The organism is uncultured Thermanaerothrix sp. (assembly GCF_938028735.1).
Lineage (GTDB): Bacteria > Chloroflexota > Anaerolineae > Anaerolineales > Anaerolineaceae > Thermanaerothrix.
On the sequence record NZ_CALIMF010000030.1, the window covers coordinates 1 to 26161 of the forward strand.

Below are 26161 nucleotides of genomic sequence, written 5' to 3' on the forward strand. Positions count from 1 at the left end.
TTCAAAGCTTCAAAACAGCGCTTTACAAACCACTCCTGGTAATCACGCTGATAAGCGCTCCAGGTCCCCCCCAAGATTAACAGCTCAACCTTATCAGTCGGGTGACCGACAGCCTTAAGCGCCTCCAAACGGGCATAAACCTGATCGAAGGGATCAAATTTGTGGTGTAGCCCACGCATGGCACCCGGTTCATCGGGCAGGTAGCTTTTCGGCATGCGCACATCTGTCGGGCAGAAGATGCATTTTCCCGGGCAGGGGTACGGCTTGGTCAGCACAGTGACAGTAGTAACGCCCGAAAGCGTGCGCACAGGTTTCATGCGCAAGCGGGCCAGCAGCTCGGGATCCTCTACCAAGCTACCCTGTTGCACCAGATGACGGTAGGCTGCCACCAGGACCGATTTTGCCAAGTGTCCGCCCTCGGGCAGCGGGTGACGACGAATGGCCTGAGCAACTTCTTCGCCTGCCTGCACAGATTCAATGATCTGTTGGGCCAACGCCAACCGCTCCGGCGTCAGCGCATAATGCCGTTCCCAACGCTGCACTTTATCATCGAATGTCACTGTCGGATAGTCCTCAATCATCCTTGCACCACCACTAAACACACACTTAATCCAAGTATAATCGCAAACGTGAAACCTGAAATTGCCGCCAAATTGCGCGCGCTCAATGCCCAATTTTATCAGACCTTTGGCCTGGCGTTTGCCACCACCCGCCGGCGCCTCCAGCCCGGCATCCTGCGCATCTTGCCGCGCCTGCCGCTGGCCGCGCGCTGGCTCGATCTGGGGTGTGCCCATGGGGAAATAGCCCGCTGGCTCGTTCAGCACCGCTTTCAAGGGCACTACTTAGGCTTGGATTTTAGCCCGGTGCTACTGGCCGAGGCGCAGGCCTGGACTGCCCAGCTCAAACCCGATCTTTCGGCACGCTTCACATTCCATCAAGCCGACCTGGGCAATTCCGCCTGGATTGAGGCCCTAGAGGGCCAACAGTTCGATGTGGTTCTGGCTTTTGCCGTTTTGCACCACATCCCCGGCCAGGCGAACCGCCTGCGTTTGCTGGCCCAAGTGCGCACTCGCCTTCATGAGGAAGGCTATCTGGTGCTCTCGGTATGGCAGTTCCAAAACAGCCCCCGCCTTCTCGCTCGCCGTCAGTCCTGGGCCCAGGTGGGAATAGACCCTGCCGATCTGGAGCCCGGCGACACCCTGCTGGATTGGCGCCACACCCTGCCGGATCAGCCCGAAAACGTCGGATTGCGTTATGTACACCAGTTCGACCGGCAGGAATTGGCTGCTCTTGCCAGTGCCAGTGGTTTCTACGTGGAAGAGACGTTTGAATCCGATGGTGAAGGCGGGCGGCTGGGGCTTTATCAAATCTGGCGGCCCGATTAAGGCGCTTCAAGGCACTGCGGGCGCCAGGATGTTTGCACGCACATCGAAGATCAGGTGACTGCCATCCGCGGCTTCGATGAGTAATTTTGCATCCAACACCGCCACCACACGCAACGCTCCTGCGCCCGCGGGGCCCTCTACCCACGTCTCAACCGCCGCACCCTCGGGTAGCACGATCAACGCTCCCTGCTCAGGTTGATAGGTATGCGCGCCGGCGAAAACACGTACCCACCGCCCATCCACCTCACCCTGCCAGGCATTGAGGGTGGTAAAGTCATCCGGGCTCACCGGCGCGGCTACTCCTTCCAGGATTCCCGGTTCACGAGATACTTGCTGCACGGCCAACGGCTCGGGTGGACGCAACGCATTCGGATCAGCGGGTTTGGTCGGCGCAACGTGCGCCAGTGCCTGCTGGCGTGCGGCTTCCTGCGTCTGCAACGGTGCCATCTTGGCTTCTAGGAAGGCGCGCTGTTCAGCATCCTGCACAACAGCCAGCGTTTGCGTGTATTGGGTAAGCATTTGCTGTTGCCAGGATGGCGCCTGGTCAGGTGCCGCCATCGCCTGGCGTTGGGAATACAACGCCAGCCCAATGCCCAGCCCTATCAGGACTAGTAAAAGGGCGAAATACGTCCCTGTTGTCCATAAACGCCTATTCACAAGTTCTACTCCTGACCAAATTCAGGCCCAAAGGCCAACAGCCCAGGAATCCGATACTTCTTTATTATAAATCAAAGCCCTGCCAGCACACGGGGCCTGGAGTTTTGGCAACCAGCGCGCTGGCAAGGCCGAAAAGCGGGGCCGAGGCCACAAAAACCGAAGTTACGCGAACGACGCTTCTTGGGCTAGCACCAGTGCAATCGGCGTCGCATTCCCAATATTATCGGAAATCGGGCAGCGGGCTTCAATCTGACGGACAAAAGCCTCTTTCTCCTCCCAGGAAAGATCGCCATCAACACGGAGATAAACCCGAATTTGCGAAGCACCCACCCGCGCGGCAGGATTCCTGCCCAGGAAGCCATCCGGGTCAATATCTCCTTCAACTCTCGCACTCAGGTTACGCACCGGTAAATTACGCTGTTGAGCAATGATTTTACCTACGGTTAAGAGGCAACTGGCCAGCCCGATCAACAAAAATTCCAATGGGGTGGGGCCAGCATCATTACCGCCCATTTCAACGGGTTGATCAACGTGCACAATGTGATGGCGGGCACGGGTTTCAACCTTGAAACCGTTGACCTGTTCTGCCTCAACGACTACTGTTTTAAGGGACATGGCTGCTGATCCTCCTTTTACGACGAATAGTGTAGGATAAAAGGGAAGCCAATAAAAGGTTCGTATAATGGGTTATACCTGTGCCTCGGCCCCATAACCCAACACCACCTGGGCATTCGCCTTATTTCGACAATATCGCACCCTCGGGTTGTCTCGCAGGTTGTTGACCGCGAGAGCTCCCGCTCCAATTTATGCGTTTGAACGTGTCCTATAAGACGGCTCAGATGCAGAAGTCTTCCCCGCGCCAGATGCCATCCTCAGGCGGGTGCACCAGCGGAGGGCGTTCCAACGCTTGCTCGTGATGGTGGCCGTTACCGTCCTTACCGTTGGTAGGGAGGGCTTCGTGCTCGGCAGACAACGTATGCACCTGTTTTTCCAAGGCTTCCAAGCGCACCAGGACCGAAGCCAGGGTCTGTCCGATGGCATCGGGCAGTTTATCGTGTTGCAAGTCAGGGGCAGCGGGGCGAGGTTGGCTGCGCACCACCACCTGCCCCGGCACCCCCACCACCACCGAGTTAGGAGGCACGGACTTAACCACCACTGCGTTGGCACCAATGCGACTGCCGCGTCCGACTACAATGTTCCCCAACACCTTGGCACCGGCGCCAATGACCACATCATCTTCAATGGTCGGGTGGCGCTTACCCTTCTCCAGGCTAACGCCGCCCAGCGTTACGCCATGATACATGGTCACGTTATTGCCCACTTCTGCCGTCTCACCGATAACGACCCCCATACCGTGGTCAATGAAGAAGCGCCGTCCGATCCTTGCCCCGGGATGAATCTCGATCCCGGTGAGGAAACGGTTGAGCGTCGAAAGCCAGCGAGCCAGCAATTTGAGGCGATGCCGCCAGAGCCAATGGGCAACACGATGAAGCCAGATCGCATGCAGGCCTGGATACGTCAGCAGCACCTCCAGGAAGGTACGTGCCGCAGGGTCACGCTCAAACACTGATTCAATATCTTCGCGCAAAGTCTGAAACACCTTTCCCAACATAGTTCCTTAGTATATCCACCATTTATTGAACGGCCTTCGCTGCCAGCATCTCTTCGGCCAGATCGGCGAACAACTGCGTGCTGAGGTAGCGCTCACCGAACGAGGGGATGATCACCACGATTAACTTACCCGCATTCTCAGGGCGACGCGCCACTTGCAAGGCGGCCCAGGTCGCTGCGCCGGAGGAAATACCGACCAACAACCCTTCTTTGCTCGCCAATTCGCGCGCCGTGCGGAAGGCATCCTCAGCCTTGACGCGGATCACCTCATCATAGATGCTCGTATTGAGCACATCTGGGATGAAACCGGCGCCAATACCCTGGATAGGGTGCGGGCCACGCTGCCCACCCGAGAGCACCGGCGAAGCATCTGGCTCCACAGCAATGGCCTTGAACGAGGGCTTGCGCGCCTTGATCACCTCACCCACACCGGTAATGGTGCCACCCGTTCCCACACCGGCTACCAGAATATCTACCTGACCGTCGGTATCGCGCCAGATCTCCTCTGCCGTGGTGCGGCGGTGAATTTCCGGGTTAGCCGGGTTTTTGAACTGCTGGGGCATAAAGTACCGCGTGGGATCGCTCGCCACAATCTCCTCAGCCTTGCGGATCGCTCCCGCCATGCCCTCACTGGCGGGGGTCAGGACAACCTCGGCCCCATAGGCACGTAATACGATGCGGCGTTCCTTGCTGGCCGTCTCTGGCATGGTCAGGATGCAATGATAGCCTCGCGCCGCGCACACCATTGCCAATGCAATACCCGTGTTGCCACTGGTTGGCTCTACAATGATTGAGCCCGGCCCGATCTTGCCTTCACGCTCGGCCGCATCAATCATTGCCACACCAATGCGATCCTTGACAGAATGTGCCGGGTTGTAGAATTCTAATTTTGCCACCACGTCAGCCACGCACCCCTCGGTGACGCGGTTCAGGCGTACCAACGGCGTATTGCCGATGAGTTCGGTTACATCACGGTAAATTTTCATGTCTGGCCTCCTTGAATGGATTGAGTCATATAAATACAAACAACCAGTCGCCTTAAAAAGGCAGTGAACCGCACTCACTTTTCATAAAAGCGGGACTGCGGTTCACTGCCCGGCGGACTGGTTGTTCAGGTCTGAGTCTAACAGCGCGCTACTCAGGCCGGGGCAGCGACTAGCCGCAGCCCCGCCCAGGACACGCGCATTGGCGTTTGCGAAGTGTCACAAATCTCACAATAAATGTCTTCTTAATCATCAAAATCTATTATAAGCAAAAGTCCACTTCTGTCAAGAAAAACGTCCAGCCTTTAGACAAAGAGACCTCTTGTGAGCACAAGGTAGGACAAGCCTTGAGCAACCCAACAAACTGTTCGCTGAAACACCCGAATGCATGGTCAGCGTGCCTCCGGCTGAGGCGGCTCTGCCACCAACCGCCCCCCGCGCACCGTGGCACCGATGACCAGCCCGGCGCTAATCAGTACCATATTCTTGAAGATGTACTGACCTTCCAGCGTGGGCGCATAAGGGATGCGGTAGAACACCTCGGCAGGGAACAAGAAAATCGGCGTGATGGTGCCCAGCATCTGGAAGAAGAGTAGGAACAGCGTCGCACGCAGATAAAGTCCCAGCATCAACCCCAACCCGATTAGGGTTTCCAACGTCGCCAGCAAGATGCGCGCCGCATCTGCCGAAAGCAGCCCTAGGCTGAGGGTGGTGATGGTACGCGTGGCCAAGCCCTCCGCCGGGCTCAGGCCGGGGAAGAACTTCAGCACACCAAACCAGAAGAACACCACCCCTAGGCTGATGCGAAGCAGGGTGATGCCGTGCCGCGCCATCCACTCGGTCAACACAGGATCTACACGGTGATAGAGTCTCAGCCACCAAGTTTTCATTTTAAGCCACCTCGTTTTGTGATTTTAGTCACAAGAAGTCTAACCTAAGGCCCCTAATAAATCAAGAGTAGAAATACCCATTTTGTAAAGATTTAACTGTTAATATACCGCCACACGCGAATATTTTGGACAATTTCGACCTTGACAGTTTAGAAAACGTGTTCTATATTTGATATCTCGCCCCCATTCACGATGTACGAAAAAGGCCCGGTGCAAAAATCGGTCTAAATTCAATCAACGGTCTTACCCGCCCAAAAGGAGCCCCCTATCATGAAGACCACAACCCCCAAAATCATCCCCAACCTTTGGTACGATCGAGAAGCCAGGGAGGCGGCGGAGTTTTACGTTGCCGCCTTCGGAAACGGCTCCCGGCTCACCAATATCACCACCCTGCACGATACTCCCTCGGAAGATGCCGATATTGTCTCATTCACCCTTGCCGACCAGCCGTTCATGGCCATTAGCGGCGGGCCGCCCTTCAAATTCAACCCCGCAATATCGTTCATCGTCAACTTTGATCCTGCGCGTGACCCGCAGGCCCGTTCCCACCTGGACGCGCTATGGACAAAATTATCCGCAGGGGGAACGATCCTTATGCCCCTCGATCGCTATCCCTTCAGCGATCATTTCGGTTGGATCGCGGATAGGTACGACCTTTCCTGGCAATTAATCCTCTCGAACCCTGCCGGCGAGGAACGCCCTTTTATCACCCCCCATCTGCTGTTTGTGGGTGAGGTGTATGGAAAAGCAGAAGAGGCGATAAATTTCTACCTTTCTGTATTCAAGGACACAACGTGGGGAAGCGTCTTTCGCTATGGTGAAGACCAGGTGCTGGAAAAGCCGGGGACGATCATGTTTGCCGATTTTATGCTCGAAGGGCAGTGGTTCTCCGCGGCGGACAGCGCCTATCCGCATGAGTTCGCATTTAACGAAGCCATTTCTTTCATAGTGTACTGCCGGGATCAGGATGAGATAGATGCGTACTGGGATAAACTCTCTGCTGTGCTCGAAGCCGAGCAGTGCGGCTGGCTCAAAGATCGCTACGGCGTTTCGTGGCAGATCGTCCCGGCGGAGATGGACGAGATGCTCCGCACTGGCATGCCGGAGCAAATCGCACAGTTAACCCAGGCGCTTTTGCCGATGAAGAAAATAAGGATTGCCGAATTACGCGAGGCATTCTACGGATGAAATGACCCTAAGCCCCATCCTCACTCCGGACATCGGCGCGGATCGGATTTCTTACCTCACATGGGTGATGAGTGACCGTAAAAGAGCCGCCTGCGCTCAACTTGACCGCAGGCGGCAGATGGGGCCCCTTGTGAACACTAAGCGGGGGTAGCCCCCACCCCAAGATTCTGAAGCGCCTGATTGTAGGCTTGCCCGTAAAGGTGCCCCATAACGGCCATGCCGTAGGCATACGTGAGCAGCACCCCGACAAAGCACAGGATTACGCCCAGCGGTGCAATCAAGCCCACGATGAACGACCCCACCAGCACCAGCAGATACGCCCCCGGCGCCGCGCGCACCAGACGGAACACCTCACCGAAATTCAGCCCTGCCCCCAGCGATCCCTTGGCCAGGAAATTGGCATACGCCGCCGGCAGGGCCAGCGCTAGAAAAACGCCATACACCAGGCTAAACAGACCAAAACAAAGCGAAAATAGCAGGTAGATCGCACCCACTGCATCCGAGGTATTGCCGCTGTCTATGCCCAGCAGTGAACCCAACAGCCCAAAGATCCCCGAGATCAGGATGATCGGCAGCGCGTACACCAACCCGATGACAAAGGCCTGGAATCCCCGCGCCAGATCATTACCAAAATCTAGATCTGGCAAGGGCTGCGGATCACGGGCCATTACCCGACGGGTCACGTTAAGCCCCCACCCCAGCACAACCAATTGCCCGATAATCGGGATCAAACTCACTAAGGCCACGATGAGGACCTTGCGTAACCAATCTTTGTCCTGAAAGACAAAACCAAAAGCCATTCCGAAGTCCATCACTGCCTCCTCAAGTACTTAAGATGATGATTTCATCATAGCAATGAAAGCGCTGATGCGCAAGCATTCAGCGGCTTGCAACTGCCTTACACACCCACCACGCCTTACGCTGCCGGGGTGTTGAGAGTCTCAAAGTAGCCCCGCACCTGGGCATCGCTATAAAACACCAGCGCCAGAATGCCCACTACTAAGGCGATCACATTGCCAAAGAGAATGCAGCAAATTTCCAAAATGGCAATCGTCTGGGAAAACTGTACCGGCACCGGCGGGTTAGCCAGGATCTTGGTGGCATAGAGGATCTCAAACACCCCCAGTACCGCTGGCAGCACCGTGATTGGCGCGCACAGCAGCCCGATTCCGAAGGTTCCCAGCACCAGACCCCCCGTCAGCCCCAACCCAGTGAGGATGTTAATAATGCCACTGACCAGCGTCAGCACCCCCAACGCCGTTACCGTGCCCGGCTTTTCCAGCGGTGGCCGCGTGGAGGGATAAGATGAAAATTCGCTCATGAGTTCCCAACTCCTCTCAAGTTGATCTACTAGCCCCATCCAGATAGGGCTTCCAGAGGTATCTACGCAAAAAGTCCCTCAGGGTTGCGCACAACAGAAGGTTAAAAGTGCTCAAAACGCTCAATGGGTAACACAAAAATGATAGCGCGCTGCTCGCCTGGCTCTGCTGGCGGGGTCAGGGTCTGGCGAATCACCTCAAGAGCAACCTCCACTCGTTCGGCCTCTACGCCGATCAGCAGGGTGGACTTGCCGCGGCGCAAAAACCCGCCCGTCGAGGCAATGCAAGTCACCCCAAAACCGGCCATTGTCAGCGCACGTGAGACCGGGTCATTGTCCACATCACGCACAATGGCGATGATCATCTTCATCATGGCTCAGACCTCCTCAAAGTGCTCCACTACTAGGCCAAAGACGGTTGCCCCACCGACCGTGATGGGCGTGGGCACAGGCAGAGCGAGCGGTGCGCTTTCTAGCGGCACAGCGATGTACTCCACACGCTGACGGCAGTTCTCCCGCAGGTCCTGCAGGGCCTGCTCTTCGCGGCTTGCAGGCAACCCGATCAACAGAGTGGTATTCCGCCGCCCTAGAAAACCGCCCTGACTGGGCAAACGGGTGATCGTAAAACCATGCCGCTCCAAGGCCAGGACTGCACCATCGGCATCCTGCGCCTGCACCACCACCACTAAGAGCCGATCAACCGGAAGAGAGGGGTTCGCTTGGGGGTTCACGACAGCCTCCGCACTGGGGATGAGCGAGTCCGCACAACCTGATACACACCCGGCCCCTCAATCTTGATTGTAGAATGCGCCGGGAAGGTCACCTGCGTGTGATTACGATGAAATTGTACCGTTATTCCCTGATATTGTACTGTAATTGGCCGGTTGAAAGGGTTTCCATTCTGCAAAATAACCCGTTCTGGCGTGATGGCCACCAAGCCCACCGTGCGCAGGAACAGGCTCAGCGGGGCCAAGCCGCCCACTGCATGCCGCTCTCCCTCGCCCTGCCCGCCCTCGCCCTCGTAAGCCAACCAAAAATCCCCGCTGGCGGCCAGCGAGCGTCCAATCCCATCCAACAACCGCCCCACCAGGTCTGCTGCCAGGTCGCGATAGCCATACCGCAACAGTCCCTCCCCCACAAAGGTATTCCAAAGAGGCCAGACAGATCGTTCGGCAGTACTTGCGCATTGATCTCGCGGGCATAGGCTCAACCCAAAGCGTTGCAGATAGCGCGGTTTGAGCGCTTGCTCTACCATCTGAGCCACTCGCGCCGACGAGGGAATGCCCGCCCACATTGGAAGAAAGAGACTCACATCCTCTAAGGTGTAATCAGGGCTGATCACCTGTCCGCGCATCCCGCGCGCTAGGCCCTCTACTACGATGGAGTCCAACCGAGCGAAGGGCATGGGGACAACCGCCATCCCATATCCCCCTCGCCATGACCACTGCCGCGGGGAAACTACTTCCTCAATACCCCCCTCAGGGCCCTCCCCGCGGAGCACTAGGGTCAGCGGCTGCGTGGTGCCCTCCCCCCCTTCAACAAGCAGCGCGATCCGTCGGAGAGTGGCAAAATCCCGTTCCAGGCCAAAGACGCCCTCGTGCTCAATGGTCAAGAGCACCTCGCCTGCAGGTGAGCAATGGGTGAAGGCATCACGATAACGGTAAGTAGACGCATCGCCATCCCAGGTGGCTTCAACCTCCTGGCGCAGTGCCGCCAGGCGCGCCCTCAGCCAGGGCAAGGGCTCTTCCACGCGCAGGTGCTGCGCCATGCGCAGCAGGCAGCGCCCCTCCTGGTAGAGCCAGGCCGCCAGGGCCGGACTTTCCATCCACGGGCTACCGGCCCCAAAACCTGCCGCGCCCGCGTGGCGAAAGATCGGGGCGGCGTCCAATCCCGTTTGGTAAGCATGATCCCACTCGGGGAAGCCATCCTGATCTCGATCATGGGCGGGCTCAAACCAGAGGCGATAAAACGCCAGCAAGCGCGGAAAAACCTCCATCCACCAAGCCACGGTATCCTCGAGGTGGGGACCGAGTTCCCAGGCCAGGGTTGCCAGCAGGGGCTGGGCCAGATAGCGCCCCCGTTGCCCGCCCAACCCCGGTCGCCAGTCTACGAACCCATCCGGGGATTGAACCGCCAGAAAGTTTTCCAGCCACCCGCGCACCCAAGCCGCACCACCCGGCAGCAGTACCCGGCTCAACCACCACGCTTCCAGCGCGGTTTGCCCAGCCCAGCGGTAGGGGTAATCCCCACCATCGCCACGCGCCGAATACCCCTCCTCGGGGCGGCGAGTGAGGACAAATGAAGCGTGCGGCAAGTGCTGGCTGGCAGGGAACAGGAATCCCCACGCTGCGCGCTGTGACTGGCGCAGTACGGTGTCCCAAGTGGGGTTGCCAGTAGCGATGTGCACTTCCTGCGCAGCCTGCTGCGCCTTCAAGCGGGTGATGTGCGCCTCCCAGGGTGCCCGCAAGCCTGCCTGTGCGCGCTGACGCGCCTCGGCTTCGGTCGCGCCGCGCCCCAGCCCCCAGGTCAATGTCTCGCGCTGTCCCGGCGCCAGCGTCATTTCCACCCCCAGCGCCGTCCATGGCGCCTCCACCGCCTGCGCCGCCGGCGCACTAACCCCCGCCACCCAGACCTGCCCCTGACCTTCAGCCTCCAGCCACCATTGCCCCCCACTGCGCCGCGGACGGAAAGTGCGACCCGCGCCCAGCCAACGCACCACCGCGGCCCACTCCAACCGTACCGCGCGTGCAGTCAGCCCACTATTGTGCAGGGTCAGCCGCCCCACCAGGCGGAACGAATCGGGCACCCAGGCCTCCACCTGCACCTCCAGATTGGGAAAAGGAGCGCAGTGCACCCGCGCATACGCGGCCTGAGCCTCTTCCACTCGCGGCGGGCGATAAAACCGCCGCGGATCGCTTACTGCCCAGCGCCCCTGCACAAAGCGCGGGAAGAGACGTAAATCGCGCACCCGCAGCCCCAGGCTGGTACCCAGCGCCAGGGCAGGAGGATCGCCGCCCCCCAAGGTCCACTCCCAGATGCCATCATCGGCGTAGCAAGGCACCCCCAAGCGCGCATCCGCCGCCAGGATCAGCCGCCAGTTCTCAAAAGACCAATCAGCGGGAAACATCTTAGGACCATTTTAGTCGGGTCGGTCACGCGGGTCAAACCGCTGCCAAAGGGGAAAGATCCACGGGAAGCCCACGCCTCAAAAAAACTACAAGTTAACTCGTTTTTGTCCAATAAATTCCTAGAACTTTTTTAGAATTTTCTAAGAATTTATTCACAATGCTTGACAACCCCTGTGGCACGCGCTATTATATAAATAGATGGGGTAAAACATTTGGCGTGGCGGCGATGAACTGCGGGGTGATGTTCTGGTCGCCTATCCGCCCAGAGGTAGAGGGGGGGACACCCCGCAGGGAGCCAATGGCGAAACCGGCCACAGCGTAGGTCGGTTTTTTGGTCTCTATGGGCTAAACAAGCGATGTGGCAGAGGGGAGCCACCGACCGGACTAAGGGCGAGAAGGATCATCAATTCCCTCAGCGCAATGATCGTTTTACCCCACGCACCTTAACACGCTTCGATGGTCAAAAAAACCCTTGCCCTGGGTGGCGGCCCGGGCAAGGGTGCGGACACAGGGACACGGGTAGCGCCCTCTGTGCATTTTTATTATAGCACGAACGCCAGGCTGGGGCAACTGCCCGGTCGGTTGGCGGACCGGCCGGGCGCCCCCACCCACCCACAAGCGCCAGAGGCCCGCTGCCCGTCCCACCCATGCGGAAAGGAGGTGAGCATCCGCTACGGAGTTGGACGGGTTCAGTCGTTTAAGTCGCTCATTTGCGCACCTTAAAAAACCACCTTTTTGAAATAAAGAAAGGAGTATTGAGCCATGACGAAGCGTCTGCCTCTGGCCTTTCTGGCCATCCTGCTGATCGTCCTGCTAGCCGGCCTGGGTGTAGCCTACGGTTTGTGGTCGGAGACCCTCACCATCAGCGGCACGGTAAAAACGGGTGAGGTGGATGTAGGCTTTTCCGGACCCTGGGTAACCGAGTGGGTCGAAGTGAACGGTGAGCCCCAACCAGAACCAAAAGAGAAGGATGGGGCTGCAGAATGTTATGCCAAGGCGATTGACTCAGACCTTACAAGCGATGGCAAGGAAACCATTCAGGTGACCGTCGAAGGTGCCTACCCCTCCTATCACTGCTTGGTCAAGTTTGATATCTCAAACCTTGGCACAGTGCCGGTGCACATTTCTAAGCCGAAAGCTGGAGAGGGTACCCCCTCATGGGTAAAAGCCTACGCCTGCTACCCTGAATGGTATCAGCTCCACGCCAAAGAAAGTGCCTGGGCCTCGATCCTCATCCATTTCACGAATGATGATGAAGTCAATGAAAACGGCAAATATACCTTTACCTTCACTATCGAGGCTTTGCAGTGGAACGAGGCACCAGCCACAGAAGAAACCACTTCCTGCTTCCCAGAGCCTGTGCTTCAAGAGTAACAATAACAAGGTTGCAGTCGGGGGCACCGTTCTGGTGCCCCCGATAAGGCCTAGTACTCTTGACAAAAGGAGAGCACCATGAGAACGAAGCCTCTGATGCTTCTTACGTTTCTGTTGCTCCTGCTATTGGGCAGTACCGGCATAGCCTATGCTCTATGGAGCGAGGTGCTCACCGTTGAGGGGACCGTCTACACCGGCGAGGTGTATGGGAAATGGGATTTGTGCTTCTGTCTGGATCGGGGGAAAGATCCTCTTCCTAATCCTTGGCCCTACCCCTATCCTAAACCAGTGCGCAAAAATGTAGGCAACACGATCTGCACTATTGACTCCCAAGACCCACGCATCGCCTACCTCACCGTCAACAATGGCTATCCCTCCTACTACAACGTGTGCGATTTCAAGTACATCAATGCCGGTTCAGTACCCGTCATAATTCGTGGTATCAAAATTGCCCCCGACAACTTCAGCGTAGCCACCCAGAATGGAAGTGGCGACGGTGAAATCTGGATTGCGGCAATAGATGGGGTGGGTTCTCAGTTAGAACCAGGCGATAAAAAATCGCTCAACGTCGAATTTCATGTTGAGCAACCGGCCAAGGAAAACTTCACTTATAACTTCAAAGTTTTGGTGTGTATCGCCCAATGGAACGAAACAGCCACACTAGATCAATGTTTGGCCGCCGCACCCAAATACTAGCACCGGTGTAACAAAGGGGCAGGCAATCCCTGGCCTGCCCCTTCACTCCCACTCCATGGAGGCCACCTGCTCATGCGCAAATCCTTTCACCACCGTCTGCTCACGTTCCTGAGCGCACCACGCACCCACCGCGCGGCCTGGTGGGTACTGGCGCTCAGTGCTGTTGCGGCTTACCTCCTCATTTACCTCCTTGCCCCCACGCTGGCGCCGGGGATCAATTTCTACCTTGTCCAACCCCTAGCCTGGCTGCTCCTGGGCGGGGTGGCCGCCCTGCTCGCCTGGAGCGGTTGGAGCGCCTGGCCCCGCCCAACCCGCCTGCTCTTCATGTTTGCCCTTTTGCTTGGACTCATCCAAACTGCCGCCTTCTTGTTGGCTGGTATCATCTTTGGTCTAGGTTATTCGCCGTATGCGCACCGCTTCCCGGCCGTTGTGGGCAACCTGTGGTACCTAGCCGCCGGCCTGTTCGGACTGGAAACTGCGCGGGCTACTTTCGTCCGTCGCGTTGGGCAGCATAACCTGCTGCTGGCCGTGGCCCTGGGAGCCCTCATCCCCACCCTCCTCCTCATCCCGCTGGCGCGCTGGACCACGTTGGATACCCCGCCGGAGATCATTGCCTTCCTGGGCGCCCATCTCCTGCCCGGCCTGGCCGAAGGACTGGTGGCCGCACTCCTGGCCTGGCTGGGCGGGCCGCTCCCAGCCATCCTCTACCGCGCCTTGCCCCTCCTCTTTGAGTGGCTCTCCCCCGTCTTGCCCAACTTGACCTGGTTGGTGCACGCGTTCATCGGCACCCTGGTGCCGCTCATCGGCTTTTTCTACTTACAGGGTTTCCTCCCCACCACGGCAAATCCTGATACCGCTGCCGAAGCACCGAGCTCCCATCATTCCCGCTCGCTCAACAGTTGGTGGTGGGCCCTGCTCATCGCACTGACTGTGTTCTGGTTCAACACCGGCTTCTTCGGTGTGCGCCCCTTTGTCGTCAGTGGCTACAGCATGAAACCCACCCTGGTAGCCGGGGATCTGGTCATTGTGCAACCGGTTACCCCCGAGGCCGTCCGCGTTGGCGATATCATCCAGTTCCGCCTGCCCGGTGGCTCGGTGGTGCACCGCGTGGTCGAAATACACCGCGAAAACAACCAACTCACCTTCATCACCCAGGGCGATAACAACAACGTCCGCGATGACCCCATCACCCCAGAGCAAGTGCAGGGACGGGTGGTGCTGGTCATCCCCAAGGTGGGTTGGCCGACCTTATGGCTTAAACAGGTGGTGCAATGGCTCTTCTAACTCGTTTACGCCGTTTGCCTCGCCCGCGCCTGACCTTCCAGCCGCCGCTGTGGAGCCTGGCGTTGGGCGTGCTCAGCCTCTGGCTGCTGACTCTCTTCATGCCGGTTGGGCAGACCCTATGGGCGGAGGTGCTTACCGTCTCAGGGGAAATCACTACCGGCCAGTGGATCTTCACCGAGACTCCCACCGCAACGCCCACCCCCACCCCAACCACCACCCCCCACGGCCAGGCGGGCACCACCATCCACGGCGACAAGACCGCCCAAACACGTTGGTCGGAGGGATTACCGGGCAATACGTTCATCGTTTTTGGGAAAATCTGCGTCACCAACGGCGGTGAACGCCCCACCGAAGGGCTGCGGATTGTAGATCAGGTAGAGATTAAACCCAAGCAGCAAAACTGGCAACCGCTGGCCGAGGCGCGCCTGGAGCTAGCCCCTGGCGAACCACTTGCGCCGGGCGAAACGCGTTGCTTTGATTACGAATTAGCCGTCCCCTGGTTGGCAAATACCGCTTACCGCAACACTGCCACGGTCACGATTCTCAATCACTCCGGTTGGCTACCAGGTGGCCCACACTGCGCGGGGCCAGAGCCTTGCCCCTATGGTTTCACCACCCGCACGAGTTTTGAGCCCCCCAGCCAAGGGGAGACCATTCCCGGCCCTACTCAGCCTAACCCGGGTGACGGTGATGGCACTGCCATTCCTCTGCCGCGCGGCTGGCAACCCACCTCCACCCCCAGCCTAACGACCAGCCCCACCCTTACCTTGACCTCTACGCCTACCCTCGCACCAACCGACACCCCCGTCCCTCCCAGCCCAACGACCACCCCACCTCCACCACCTACCCAAACCCCCACCCCGCTTCCACCGCCTACGGACACTCCCGCGCCAACAGTGACACCCGAGCCCCCCACCCCCACACCAGCACCACCCACTCCCACCCCTGTGCCACCTTCAAATCCCCCGCCACCTTCACCTGGTGGAAGTTAACCCTGCCCCTTCCGCCCGACGTCGCAACCGCTGCGACGCCCCGCTCACCCCTGCGGGCCCCCTGCCCGCAGGGCCCGTTTCTCCCTTGTCAAAGCCCGCCCTCGGCATTACCATACAGGCAACGTTGTATTCCACCCGCAACCCTTGCCGGAGGTTGGATTGCCCATGACGACCAAACCCTATTGGCTTATTCTGTTGACGACCCTGACGCTGAATGCGCTTGTGCTCGCTGGCTGTGCTACCTCTGCACTTCAGGCCACACCGACCGCTTCCGCGACCCCCTTTTTGCCCCGCGCAACTCAAACCCCGCTTCCCCTTGCCACCACCCCTGCTGCCAGTCCTACGGCGGCGCCCACTGCCACAGCCCCCTACCCGCCGGAGGGCTATGGGCCGACCAACTTCCCAGCCAATGTTAACCCCCTCACCGGGCTGCCGGTGAGCGATCCGGCTTTGCTCAACCGACGCCCCATCTTGATCAAGGTACAAAACCTACCGCGTAGCGACCGCCCTCAATCTGGTCTCTCGCGCGCTGATATCGTCTATGAACTCTACACCGAGTACGGCTCCACGCGCTACGCGGCGCTCTTTTACGGCCAGGATGCCGAGCGCGTCATGCCCATCCGCTCAGCACGTTACCCAGATATCAACCTCATCCGCATGTACAAAGCCGTATTCGTCTTCGGCAGCGCCTATGAGCCGATCTTCCGCCGTCTGGCCAACTCCGAATTTGGCAATCGCCTGATCCTGGAAGGTGGCGACACCTGTCCCGCGGTGTGCCGTTACGACCCCAATGGGCGCAATTACTTGGCCGCCAACACCCAGGCGCTTCAAACTTTGCTGGCAAAACGTGGGATTGACAACACCCGCCCCAACCTGGACGGCATGGTTTTCAACCTCACCCCGCCTCCGGGCGGCCAACCCGCTGAACGTGTCTTTGCCCGCTTCTCCGGCGCCATCTACAACCGCTGGGACTATGACCCCGCCAGCGGGCGCTACCAGCGCTATGTGGATAAAGAAAACGACGTGGATCAGCGTAATGAGGTCTATGAACAGCTGACCGATGCGCTGACTCAACAGCCCATCCAAGCCGATAATGTGGTTATCCTCTTTGTGCGCTATGAAGAGGTGGATCCGCGTCCCGAGGTTGAGGTGCTGGATTTCAAACTTCTTGGGAAAGGCACAGCCTACCTAGTGCGCGACGGGCAAATTTATCAAGTCAACTGGCAGCGCCTGCGCGAGGAAGACGTGCTAACTCTGGTGAATGATGCGGGCCAACTGGTGCCCTTCAAGCCTGGGCAGACCTGGTTTGAGGTGATGGGGCTGTCCACCCGCGTCCAAAACACGGGTGCCACCTGGCGCTTCACCTTTGGCCGCGACTGGTGAGCCTGTACAACCTCAGCACATTTTGGCTTGACAGCCACCCTGTTTTATGGGATACTGACCACAAGCAGGGCCTGCCCTGCGCACGGAAATGCCATCCCAAACGAGAGGAGGTGATGTCGAGCAATGGACAGTAGTCGTCAACGTAGGGCTGCGGCATCCCTCCTCCTGATCGCTTAAAGGGAGCCGCAGCCCGCCCCCCGGCAGACTGCCCATGATGGGCAGTTTGCCTTTTAAAGGCGCCGCACCGCCTCCACTGCCAGCCAAAAAAGTCGTTCGCGATCACTGGCGCGCCGGTACCACTCTCGTTCATCCCAGCCCTCAGGGATCACCAAATCTCCCCCATAGACCACCTGCCCCAGCGGAACCCCACGAAAGCGCGCCACTGCCATTAATGCGGCGGCTTCCATTTCTACCACCAAGCAGCCCTCAGCCACCCGCCGGGCACGCCGTGCCGCCGTTTCGCGGTACAGCCCATCGGTGGTCCAAGTTTTGCCCAGGCGGTAGGGCACCCGGTGGTGCTCCAGCGCTGCGACCAAGGCCGCCATCGCTTGGGGATCGGCTAGTACCTCACGTGCCGGGGGCAGGTAATGGTAGGAGGTGCCCTCATCCCGCACCGCCGCCGTGATCACGATCACGTGCCCAGCGGTAATCTCTGGAGTCAGTACGCCGCAACCCCCGCACACCATCACCTTGCGCACCCCCAACGCAATCACCTCCTCCAGGAAGCCGGCCGCCAGGGGTGCCCCTACCCCCGGATGGAGCACTAACACCGACTCGTTCCCCTCCTCTTCAAGCAAGTAGAGGGGATTAGGGCCGATCTCAGATTTGAGGTGCCCAATGACGCGCAGGCGCCCCCGCACACGCAATCCTTCCAAAACTTCCTGGAAGAAACACAGCACCGCCCGCCGCGGCACCGGCGCAGCAGGTAGCGGTAGTGCGGGCTCTAGGATGGCACGCGGATCGGGGTCGTATTCCAAGATAGGCCAGGCAGGCCGATCGGACATCTGCATTATCCCCTTGGAAGGCTAAGATGAGTGCAGCCCAGAGGGTGTTTCCGGCAAAATCCACTCAATGTCTTCCACTCCCGCAAAGCGTTGGCGCATGACCTCAAACGCTTGCGGGTTGTTGTCGATTAGGATGAAGCGTCGCCCCAATTCCAGGCAGGCTGCGCCGGTCGTACCACTCCCGGCAAAGAAATCCAGCACCAGATCGCCCGGATTGGACGAGGCTTGTAGGATACGGCGCAAGATCCCCAACGGTTTCTGCGTGGGGTAACCGGTGCGCTCGCTACCGTTGGTCGGCACAATCGTGTGCCACCAGGTATCCGTGGGAAACTTACCGCGGGCCGCTTTTTGCGGCCCCACCAAACCCGGCGCCATATAGGGAATGCGCTCCACCGCGTCATAGTTGAAGGTGTAGTGCTTGGGATCTTTGGCATAGAAAAGGATGTTATCGTGTTTGGGCGGCCATTTGCGCCGCGTGCGGGCGCCGTAGTCGTAAGCCCAAATGATTTCATTCAGAAAGCACTCCCGCCCGAAGATGCTGTCTAACAGCACCTTGCAGTAATGCACCTCGCGATAGTCAATGTGAAAGTAAAGACTGCCATGGGGTTTAAGCACGCGGTACGCCTCGCGCAAGCGCGGCTCCAAAAAGCCCAGGTAATCATCGAAAACATCCGCATAAGCCTGCTGGCCCAGTTTGACCGTCAGATAACGCCGCCCTCCAAACCCCACCCGGTCACCGCTCTCCGCTTGGAGGGTGCGCAGACGCGGACGCGCTTGCACTCGCCCGGTGTTGAAGGGGGGATCAATGTAGATCAGATCCACGCTCTCGGAAGGCAGGGCCTGCAGGATGGGCAGGTTATCCCCCAAGTAGACCCAGCCACGGGGTATACGCTGCGAACCCATCCGTGCCTCACTCGCCGATGATCTTCACCAGCACCCGCTTAGGGCGTCGACCATCGAACTCACCGTAGAAGATCTGCTCCCACGGGCCGAAATCCAGCTTGCCGTTAGTGATTGCCACCACCACCTCGCGCCCCATGACCTGACGCTTGAGGTGGGCATCGGCGTTGTCCTCACCGGTATCGTTGTGACGGTACTGCGAAACCGGTTCATGGGGAGCCAGTTTCTCCAACCAGCGTTCAAAATCCTGGTGCAGGCCCGGCTCATCGTCGTTGATAAACACCGAGGCGGTAATATGCATCGCATTGACCAACACCAGCCCCTCTTTGATCCCGCTTTCGCGCACACAGGCTTCGACCTGCGGCGTGATATTGATAAACGCCCGTCGCGAGGGTACGTTGAACCATAACTCCTTGCGATAACTCTTCATCCTCAACCCCTTGGCACAGGAATCAACGGCGCAGAGGTGCTGCGCCGTTGGATTTTAACATAGAATAGGCCGCGCGGGTGTCCCTTAGGGATTGACCACCGCCTGCTGCCCTAACAGATGATTGAGCACTGCCGGTAACAACCCGCCCTGGCGGTAGTAACGCACCTCATTGGGGGTATCCAGACGTAAGAGGGCTTCAAAATGCACTTCGCTCCCATCGGCGCGGCGTGCCCGCACACGCACCCACCCACCGGGATGCAGGTTCTCGGCCAGGCCGAGAATATCATAGACCTCCTCCCCGCTCAGCCCCAGGCTCTGGGCATTCTGTCCGGGCTGAAACTGCAACGGCAAAACCCCCATACCCGCCAGGTTGGCGCGATGGATGCGCTCAAAGGACTCGGCGATCACCGCCCGTACCCCTAGCAAGCGCGTGCCTTTAGCCGCCCAATCGCGGCTGGAACCGGTGCCGTATTCCTTGCCTGCTAGGATGATCAACGGCACCCCCTCCGCCTGGTAACGCATAGCCGCCTCATAGATGGTCATCTGCTCCCCACTAGGAAAGTGGCGGGTGTAGCCCCCTTCCACCCCAGGTACCAGCAGGTTTTTCAGACGGATGTTGGCAAACGTTCCCCGTACCATCACCTCATGGTTGCCACGCCGTGAGCCGTAAGAATTGAACTCCGAGGGCGGTACCCCCCGTGCCATCAAATACTGCCCGGCAGGGGTATTCACCGGAATGGTGCCGGCCGGGGAGATGTGATCGGTAGTTACCGAATCACCCAGCAGTGCCAGCACCCGCGCATCGCGGATATCGGCTATCCAGGCCGCTGCCTCAGGAGGGTCATAAAACGGCGGCGGTTGCAAATAGGTCGAATGTTCGTCCCAGGTGTAGAGCAGTCCCTCGCCGCTCTCAATGGCATTCCAAAGCGGGTTGCCAGCGTAAAGATCCGCGTAATCCCGTGCAAACAACTCCGGCGTGATAGCCTGCCGAATGGTCTCAAACACCTCTTGGGCTGAGGGCCAGAGATCTCGCAGATAGACCGGCTGTCCCTGCGGATCGTAACCGAGCGGTTCACGCGTGAGGTCGCGCCCGATTTCACCTGCCAGCGCATATGCCACCACCAGCGGCGGTGAGGCCAGGTAATTGGCGCGGGTGTGCGGACTGACGCGCCCTTCAAAGTTACGGTTGCCCGAAAGCACTGCCACCGCTACTAGGTTATTATCCTTGATCGCATTGACAATCGGCTCGGGTAGCGGCCCGGCATTGCCAATACAGGTGGTACAACCAAAACCCACCAGGTGGAAGCCCAGCGCCTCGAGGGGCTTGAGCAACCCAGCAGCGGCTAGGTAATCTATCACCACCCGTGAGCCTGGCGCCAAGCTGGTCTTGACATAAGGCGGAGTACGTAAGCCGCGCTCCACTGCCTTCTTGGCCAGCAGACCAGCCGCCACCATGACATACGGGTTGGAAGTATTGGTGCAGGAGGTGATGGCCGCAATTACCACCGAACCGTGGCGTAGCGTCACCCTCTGCTCATCCAGGTTGACTGTGACTTCAGTTGCCTGCTCAGTTTCGGGCACGCCAAAGCCGTTGGCCGTGCGCGGCGCCATCAGCGCCTGGCGGAAATTGGCCGGCACTTCGCTCAGCGCTACGCGATCCTGGGGGCGGCGTGGCCCGGCCAGGCTGGGTTCCACCTGACTCATATCCAGTTCCAGCACCGCTGTGTAAGCAGGAGCAGGTGTTTCCGCCGTGCGGAAGAGATGCTGCGCGCGATAATAGGCCTCCACCAGGCGCACCAGCGCCTCCGGGCGGCCGGAGAAGCGCAGGTAATCCAATGTCTGCGCATCTACCGGGAAGTACAGCATGGTCGCACCGCTCTCCGGGGCCATATTAGCGATCATCGCCCGGTCGGCCAGGGTCAGGTGATCCAGACCAGGGCCAAAGAACTCAACCACCTTATCCACCACACCAAAGCGACGCAGCATCTGCACAATGGTTAGGGTCAAGTCGGTCGGGGTAGTGCCCTCGGGCAAGCGACCACTCAGGTGAAAGCCGATCACATCCGGAATGACGATCTCAATCGGTTCGCCCAACATGGCAGCGATGGCTTCAATACCCCCTACTCCCCAGCCCACCACGCCCAGTCCGTTGATCATGGTGGTATGCGAGTCGGTGCCTACCAGGGTGTCCGGGAAAGCCAGGGGCAACCCGTCTGCCTCCTCAACAGTCAGCACGCCGCGGGCAAGATATTCCAAATTGACCTGGTGCACAATGCCCGAAGCCGGAGGCACGATGCGCAGGTTTTTGAACGCACGTTGGCACCAGTGCAGAAACTCATAACGTTCGCGGTTGCGTTCAAACTCCTTCTCTGCATTCAAGCGGAAAGCATCCGGCGTGCCATAGTAGTCCACCTGCACCGAATGATCAATGACCAGATCCACCGGTACCCGCGGGTTGACTGCAGCAGGGTCACCGCCCAAGCGTGCCACCGCAGCCCGCATACCGGCCAAGTCGTTGAGCACCGGCACACCGGTAAAGTCCTGCATCACCACCCGCCCGGGGAAGAAGGGCATGCTGGGGCGCTGGACGGCCTGAGGTTGCCAGGTGATGAGATGGATCAGGTCTTGAGGGTCAGCCCGTCCCCGAGCAACCTGCCGCGCTACGCCTTCAAGGAAAATACGAATGACAAAGGGTAACTGGGCCAGACGTTCCGGACTTAGATCGGGCAAGGCCGAGAGAGGATAATAGCGATAGTTCTGCTCACCTACCGTCAACGTGGCTAACGAAGGTAAAGGGTTCATCCGTCCACCTCTCAACGTTAAAGAATTCGTTCCTTGGGCGCTTGAGATTCACGGATCGCCATCACCAGCGCCTGCGTAAACTCTGAAGTTTTCAGTAGAGTTGCACCCTCGGTCAGATGGTACAAATCCTGCGTTAACTGGCGCGCCGCAATCACCTGTTCCAGTGCGCCGATCACTAGATCCGCCGCTTCGCGCCAGCCAATATACCGCAACAACATCTCGCCCGAGAGAATAAGGGAGGTTGGGTTGACCAGATCTCTGCCCGCCAGCGTGGGTGCGGTACCATGAGTAGCCTCAAAAATGGCTACCCCAGTTTCTTCATTGTAATTTGCCCCCGGTGCAATCCCCAAACCGCCCACCAGCGCCGCCAACGCATCGGAGAGGTAATCCCCGCTCAAATTCGGGGTTGCCAGCACGTCAAACTCGTGCGGACGGGTGATCGCAATTTCAAAGGCAGCATCGGTAATCACTTCTTTCACCCACAACTTACCCGCCGCCAGCGCCGCCTGGCGTTCCTGGTTGGCCGTTTCTTCATCATAGGCCAGGCGCGTGCGTTCCCACTGGCGCTGAGTGTAGACACGCTCACCAAATTCGCGTTCGGCCAGATCGTAACCCCAATTCCGAAACGCCCCTTCGGTCATCTTCATGATGTTGCCCTTATGCACCAGGGTCACGCTACGGCGGCGGTTGGCCAGCGCCCAACGGATGGCGGCGCGCACCAAGCGTTCGGTGCCGCGGCGTGAAATCGGCTTGAGGCTGAACGCCGTGCTCTCCGGGAAGAGCAGGCGAGTGTAAGCTTCAGGATAATGGGTCTGTAACCAGGCTTGAAAGGCATGGTTGATCTCGCTCTCGGCCGGGAATTCAATTTCTGCGTAGAGGTCTTCGGTGTTTTCACGGAAGACCACCATATTGACCTTTTCGGGGTGACGCACGGGCGAAGGCACGCCGGGCAACCAGCGCACCGGACGCTGGCACACATAAAGATCCAGCATGCGCCGCAGCGCCACCGTCACCGAACGCACCCCCTCACCAATGGGAGTAGCCAAAGGCCCCTTAATGCCCACCTTGTAGGTCTCGAACGCGCGCAGAGTTTCTTCTGGCAACCACACCCCGAAGCGTTGAAAGGCCTTCTGGCCGGCAAACACTTCGTACCATTGAATTTGGCGGCGGCCCCCATAGGCCACTGCAACGGCAGCGTCCAATACTGTGCGCGTCGCTCGCCAGATCTCGGGGCCGGAACCATCGCCCTCGATAAAAGGCACAATCGGGCGATCCGGCACTTGCCAACGTCCATCTACACGGAGAATGGGTTCACCTTGAGCGGGGGGAGGAGGGTAGTCATAAGCCATGCCCAAATTATAGCGCGAAAGTGGAGCATTTGGGTCGCAATGAAGGATGCGCGAATTTTTGAGTAGAGTGGTAAAATGTCAGTCAATCGCAGGTTTAGGAAATGATGGAGGTGACTCTCATGAATGCAGAAAAAGGTACATTCAAAGTCAAAGTTGGGCTGGCGCAGATGCTCAAAGGGGGAGTCATCATGGATGTGGTCACACCCGAACAAGCGCGCATTGCCGAAGATGCTGGTGCAGTAGCCGTCATGGCCTTGGAGCGCGTTCCGGCGGATATCCGTGCTCAGGGCGGGGTAGCACGGATGAGTGATCCGGAACTGATCCTCAAGATCATGGATGCGGTCAGCATCCCGGTCATGGCCAAGGTGCGCATCGGACACTTCGTGGAAGCGCAGATCCTGGAAGCCATTGGGGTGGATTACATTGACGAATCCGAAGTACTCACGCCCGCCGATGAAGAGCACCATATCAACAAACATGCTTTCAAGGTACCTTTCGTGTGTGGCGCGCGCGATCTGGGTGAGGCGCTGCGACGCATTGGCGAAGGGGCGGCCATGATTCGCACCAAGGGTGAGGCCGGCACCGGCGATGTGGTAGAAGCCGTGCGTCACGCGCGGCGCATCCTAGGACAAATCCGCCACCTGCAGAGCCTGCCTGAAGAAGAGGTGATGGCATATGCTAAAGAGATTGGGGCGCCTTACGAACTGGTCATGGAAACCCGTGCCTTGGGCCGTCTGCCGGTGGTCAATTTTGCTGCCGGCGGTATCGCCACCCCCGCTGATGCTGCCTTAATGATGCAATTGGGCATGGATGGCGTTTTTGTCGGCTCGGGCATCTTCAAATCCGGCGATCCGGCCAAGCGTGCTGCTGCCATCGTCAAAGCAGTGACCCACTACAACGATCCACAGATCCTAGCCGAAGTCAGCCGCAACCTGGGCGAGCCCATGGTTGGGCGCACGGTGGCCAGCCTGGCCGAGCACGAGATGATGGCCGGGCGCGGCTGGTAAGCCCAGGAGGAGGTGGGTATGCAAATCGGCATCCTCGCCCTCCAGGGGGATTTCATCGAACATCAGCACATCTTGGAACGCCTGGGCGTTCGCACCCGCCAGGTGCGCCTGCCGGCTCACCTGGAAGGCTTGGACGGCCTGATCATCCCCGGCGGCGAATCTACGACCATCGGCAAACTGGCGGCTGATTTCGGACTGATGGAACCGTTGCGCACCTTTGCGCTCACTCACGCCGTATGGGGCACCTGCGCCGGCGCTATCTTTCTCTCCAAAGATGCGCGCCGTCCTCAGCCCCTGCTCGGCCTGATGGATATCCAAGTGCAACGTAATGCTTTCGGGCGGCAGGTCGAAAGTTTTGAAATAGATCTTGATGTACCCGCCCTGCGCCAGGTCGAAGAGGAGGTGCGCCCCTTCCGCGCTGTCTTCATCCGCGCGCCGCTGATTGAGCGAGTGGGGCCAGGGGTGGAGATTCTGGCTACATTGCCCGACGGTCGCATCGTCGCCGCACGACAGGGACACTGGTTAGCCACTGCGTTCCATCCTGAACTGACAGACGACACACGTTTCCACCGCTTCTTCCTAAAAATAGCCGAAGAGGTCGCCACGCTTGATCTGGACGTGCCGTTGTCCCGCTGAATAGGACAAAGACTACCTTAAAAAATCCTATCAGCGGTTGACAAAGACGGCATCCTTTGCTATAAAGATGACATGTTGTTCTGGGCCGAAGCCAAGCGCCAACCACAGCCAAAGCCCCCTTCCGACGGAAGGGCAGGTGCCGTTTGGCTGAAGCCGTAATCGAGGAGTTCAAACGTAGCGCAGCAAGCCCTTCCGTAGCCAAAGGAAGGGCTTTTTATATTTTCCTAAATGTCTGGAGGAGACAGAGATGAAAACGTTGCGCGCTTGTGTTGTTGTCCTGGCCTTAGCGGCCATTATGCTGACGGCCTGTGCCCCTGCCGCCATGTCTACCCCAACCGCGGTTCCATCGCCCACCGTTGCACAAGCACAGACAGAACCCACAGCAACCACCTCAGTCGCTCAACCCGAGGGCTGCTTGGGTAGCGCTGAAACCGCCCTGGTAGACCTGAATTGCCGCAAGATCACCATCGCCGTTGAAAACGCCTATCCCCCCTTCAACTACATCGCGACCGATACCGGCCAACCCGGTGGCTGGGATTACGATGTTTGGCGTGAGATTTGCACCCTGCTGCACTGCACCCCGGTCTTTGTTGAGGCCGCCTGGGATGGCCTGATTCAAGCCATCTCACTGGGACAGTATGACGTGGCTGCCGACGGCATTACCATCACCGAAGACCGCAAGCAGGTGGTAGATTTTTCCGACGGCTATCTGCAAATTCAGCAGCGCCTCCTGGTGCGCAAGGGTGAGAATCGCTTCGATAGCCTGGAATCCTTTGTCGCCAACAATAACCTAATCCTGGGCACCCAGATTGCGACCACCAATTATGAAACGGCTGCCAAGTACTTGCCCGAAACCCGTATTAAGGGTTTTGAGCAATTCCCCTTCGCCGTCCAGGCCTTGCTTTCAGGGGATGTAGATGCGGTGATCATGGATGAAGTGATCGGATTGGGCTACGTGGGCGAGAACGCCGATCAACTTGAACTCATTGGCCCGCCCATTTCCAGCGATGAGCTGGGGTTCGCCTTCCCCAAAGGGAGCGACCTGGTTGCGCCAGTGAACCAAGCCATCGCTGCCTTGAAAGCCAGTGGCAAACTGGATGAGTACAACCTCAAATACTTTGGCCCCGATTTCAAGCAGCCCTGA

General features: G+C 58.7%; 25 protein-coding genes and 1 pseudogene. 10 read left to right on the top strand and 16 right to left on the bottom strand.

The genetic code is table 11. The features are described from left to right. Positions 1-581, bottom strand: a pseudogene (locus tag Q0721_RS11455) (tRNA uridine(34) 5-carboxymethylaminomethyl modification radical SAM/GNAT enzyme Elp3); the annotation flags it as partial. A 48-nt stretch (positions 582-629) separates the two neighbouring features. Here Q0721_RS11455 and Q0721_RS11460 point away from each other — a divergent pair. Next, complete coding sequence (locus Q0721_RS11460; RefSeq protein ID WP_299030018.1) at positions 630-1385, top strand: class I SAM-dependent methyltransferase; 756 nt, start codon at positions 630-632, stop codon at positions 1383-1385. 6 nt (positions 1386-1391) lie between these two features. Here Q0721_RS11460 and Q0721_RS11465 read toward each other — a convergent pair whose 3' ends face one another. From Q0721_RS11465 to Q0721_RS11485, 5 genes are all read right to left on the bottom strand, one after another. Continuing rightward, positions 1392-2042 (bottom strand): hypothetical protein, encoded by a 651-nt coding sequence (locus tag Q0721_RS11465; protein ID WP_299030021.1) that lies wholly within the window; start codon positions 2040-2042, stop codon positions 1392-1394. 162 nt (positions 2043-2204) lie between these two features. Further along, positions 2205-2657: an OsmC family protein gene (locus Q0721_RS11470; protein WP_299030024.1), complete on the bottom strand. Its 453-nt coding sequence runs from the start codon at positions 2655-2657 to the stop codon at positions 2205-2207. A gap of 220 nt (positions 2658-2877) precedes the next feature. Then, positions 2878-3654: a serine O-acetyltransferase gene (cysE, locus tag Q0721_RS12395; RefSeq protein ID WP_366519213.1), complete on the bottom strand. Its 777-nt coding sequence runs from the start codon at positions 3652-3654 to the stop codon at positions 2878-2880. Positions 3655-3676: 22 nt separating this feature from the next. Continuing rightward, positions 3677-4639, bottom strand: coding sequence for a cysteine synthase A (gene cysK, locus Q0721_RS11480; protein WP_299030027.1), 963 nt, complete (start codon positions 4637-4639; stop codon positions 3677-3679). Between the two features lie 389 nt (positions 4640-5028). Beyond that, positions 5029-5526: a DoxX family membrane protein gene (locus Q0721_RS11485; RefSeq protein ID WP_299030030.1), complete on the bottom strand. Its 498-nt coding sequence runs from the start codon at positions 5524-5526 to the stop codon at positions 5029-5031. A gap of 270 nt (positions 5527-5796) precedes the next feature. Here Q0721_RS11485 and Q0721_RS11490 point away from each other — a divergent pair, with 270 nt between their 5' ends. Then, positions 5797-6714 carry a VOC family protein gene (locus Q0721_RS11490; RefSeq protein ID WP_299030033.1) on the top strand — a complete coding sequence of 306 codons (918 nt, stop codon included), beginning with the start codon at positions 5797-5799 and terminating at the stop codon, positions 6712-6714. A 137-nt stretch (positions 6715-6851) separates the two neighbouring features. Here the strand turns inward: Q0721_RS11490 and Q0721_RS11495 are convergent, their stop codons facing one another. From Q0721_RS11495 to Q0721_RS11515, 5 genes are all read right to left on the bottom strand, one after another. Then, on the bottom strand, positions 6852-7526 hold the full coding sequence (locus Q0721_RS11495) for a DUF4013 domain-containing protein (RefSeq protein WP_299030036.1): 675 nt from the start codon (positions 7524-7526) through the stop codon (positions 6852-6854). Between the two features lie 104 nt (positions 7527-7630). Further along, complete coding sequence (locus tag Q0721_RS11500) at positions 7631-8035, bottom strand: hypothetical protein (RefSeq protein WP_299030038.1); 405 nt, start codon at positions 8033-8035, stop codon at positions 7631-7633. A gap of 101 nt (positions 8036-8136) precedes the next feature. Next, on the bottom strand, positions 8137-8403 hold the full coding sequence (locus Q0721_RS11505) for a cyclic-di-AMP receptor (RefSeq protein WP_366519215.1): 267 nt from the start codon (positions 8401-8403) through the stop codon (positions 8137-8139). A gap of 6 nt (positions 8404-8409) precedes the next feature. Continuing rightward, complete coding sequence (locus tag Q0721_RS11510) at positions 8410-8763, bottom strand: cyclic-di-AMP receptor (RefSeq protein WP_299030044.1); 354 nt, start codon at positions 8761-8763, stop codon at positions 8410-8412. Beyond that, a complete protein-coding gene (locus tag Q0721_RS11515) occupies positions 8760-11159 on the bottom strand; it encodes a hypothetical protein (protein ID WP_299030047.1) in 2400 nt (799 codons plus the stop codon). The genes Q0721_RS11510 and Q0721_RS11515 overlap by 4 nt, the downstream gene beginning before the upstream one ends. A 763-nt stretch (positions 11160-11922) precedes the next feature. Here Q0721_RS11515 and Q0721_RS11520 point away from each other — a divergent pair. The 5 genes from Q0721_RS11520 (at position 11923) to Q0721_RS11540 (ending at position 16889) form a co-directional block, all read left to right on the top strand. Further along, complete coding sequence (locus tag Q0721_RS11520; protein ID WP_299030050.1) at positions 11923-12534, top strand: hypothetical protein; 612 nt, start codon at positions 11923-11925, stop codon at positions 12532-12534. 78 nt (positions 12535-12612) lie between these two features. Further along, entirely contained in the window at positions 12613-13230 is a 618-nt protein-coding gene (locus Q0721_RS11525; RefSeq protein ID WP_299030053.1) for a hypothetical protein, read from the top strand. 72 nt (positions 13231-13302) lie between these two features. Next, on the top strand, positions 13303-14514 hold the full coding sequence (locus Q0721_RS11530) for a signal peptidase I (RefSeq protein ID WP_299030055.1): 1212 nt from the start codon (positions 13303-13305) through the stop codon (positions 14512-14514). Beyond that, entirely contained in the window at positions 14502-15506 is a 1005-nt protein-coding gene (locus tag Q0721_RS11535; protein WP_299030058.1) for a hypothetical protein, read from the top strand. The genes Q0721_RS11530 and Q0721_RS11535 overlap by 13 nt, the downstream gene beginning before the upstream one ends. A 165-nt stretch (positions 15507-15671) precedes the next feature. Continuing rightward, positions 15672-16889, top strand: a complete 1218-nt coding sequence (locus Q0721_RS11540; protein WP_299030061.1) for a DUF3048 domain-containing protein — start codon at positions 15672-15674, stop codon at positions 16887-16889. A gap of 230 nt (positions 16890-17119) precedes the next feature. Here the strand turns inward: Q0721_RS11540 and Q0721_RS11545 are convergent, their stop codons facing one another. The 5 genes from Q0721_RS11545 to icd all read right to left on the bottom strand — a co-directional run bounded on the left by Q0721_RS11545 (position 17120) and on the right by icd (position 23374). Beyond that, positions 17120-17893, bottom strand: a complete 774-nt coding sequence (locus Q0721_RS11545; RefSeq protein ID WP_299030064.1) for a nucleoside phosphorylase — start codon at positions 17891-17893, stop codon at positions 17120-17122. Between the two features lie 21 nt (positions 17894-17914). After that, positions 17915-18796, bottom strand: a complete 882-nt coding sequence (locus tag Q0721_RS11550; RefSeq protein WP_299030067.1) for a site-specific DNA-methyltransferase — start codon at positions 18794-18796, stop codon at positions 17915-17917. A gap of 7 nt (positions 18797-18803) precedes the next feature. Beyond that, positions 18804-19223, bottom strand: a complete 420-nt coding sequence (locus Q0721_RS11555) for a secondary thiamine-phosphate synthase enzyme YjbQ (RefSeq protein ID WP_299030069.1) — start codon at positions 19221-19223, stop codon at positions 18804-18806. A gap of 84 nt (positions 19224-19307) precedes the next feature. Further along, complete coding sequence (acnA, locus tag Q0721_RS11560) at positions 19308-22025, bottom strand: aconitate hydratase AcnA (protein WP_299030071.1); 2718 nt, start codon at positions 22023-22025, stop codon at positions 19308-19310. Between the two features lie 17 nt (positions 22026-22042). Then, on the bottom strand, positions 22043-23374 hold the full coding sequence (gene icd / locus Q0721_RS11565) for an NADP-dependent isocitrate dehydrogenase (RefSeq protein WP_299030074.1): 1332 nt from the start codon (positions 23372-23374) through the stop codon (positions 22043-22045). Positions 23375-23493: 119 nt separating this feature from the next. Between icd and pdxS the strand changes: the two genes are divergently transcribed. The 3 genes from pdxS (at position 23494) to Q0721_RS11580 (ending at position 26161) form a co-directional block, all read left to right on the top strand. Further along, complete coding sequence (gene pdxS, locus Q0721_RS11570; RefSeq protein WP_299030078.1) at positions 23494-24381, top strand: pyridoxal 5'-phosphate synthase lyase subunit PdxS; 888 nt, start codon at positions 23494-23496, stop codon at positions 24379-24381. 18 nt (positions 24382-24399) lie between these two features. Beyond that, entirely contained in the window at positions 24400-25017 is a 618-nt protein-coding gene (gene pdxT / locus Q0721_RS11575) for a pyridoxal 5'-phosphate synthase glutaminase subunit PdxT (RefSeq protein ID WP_299030081.1), read from the top strand. A gap of 247 nt (positions 25018-25264) precedes the next feature. Continuing rightward, positions 25265-26161 carry a transporter substrate-binding domain-containing protein gene (locus Q0721_RS11580; protein WP_299030084.1) on the top strand — a complete coding sequence of 299 codons (897 nt, stop codon included), beginning with the start codon at positions 25265-25267 and terminating at the stop codon, positions 26159-26161.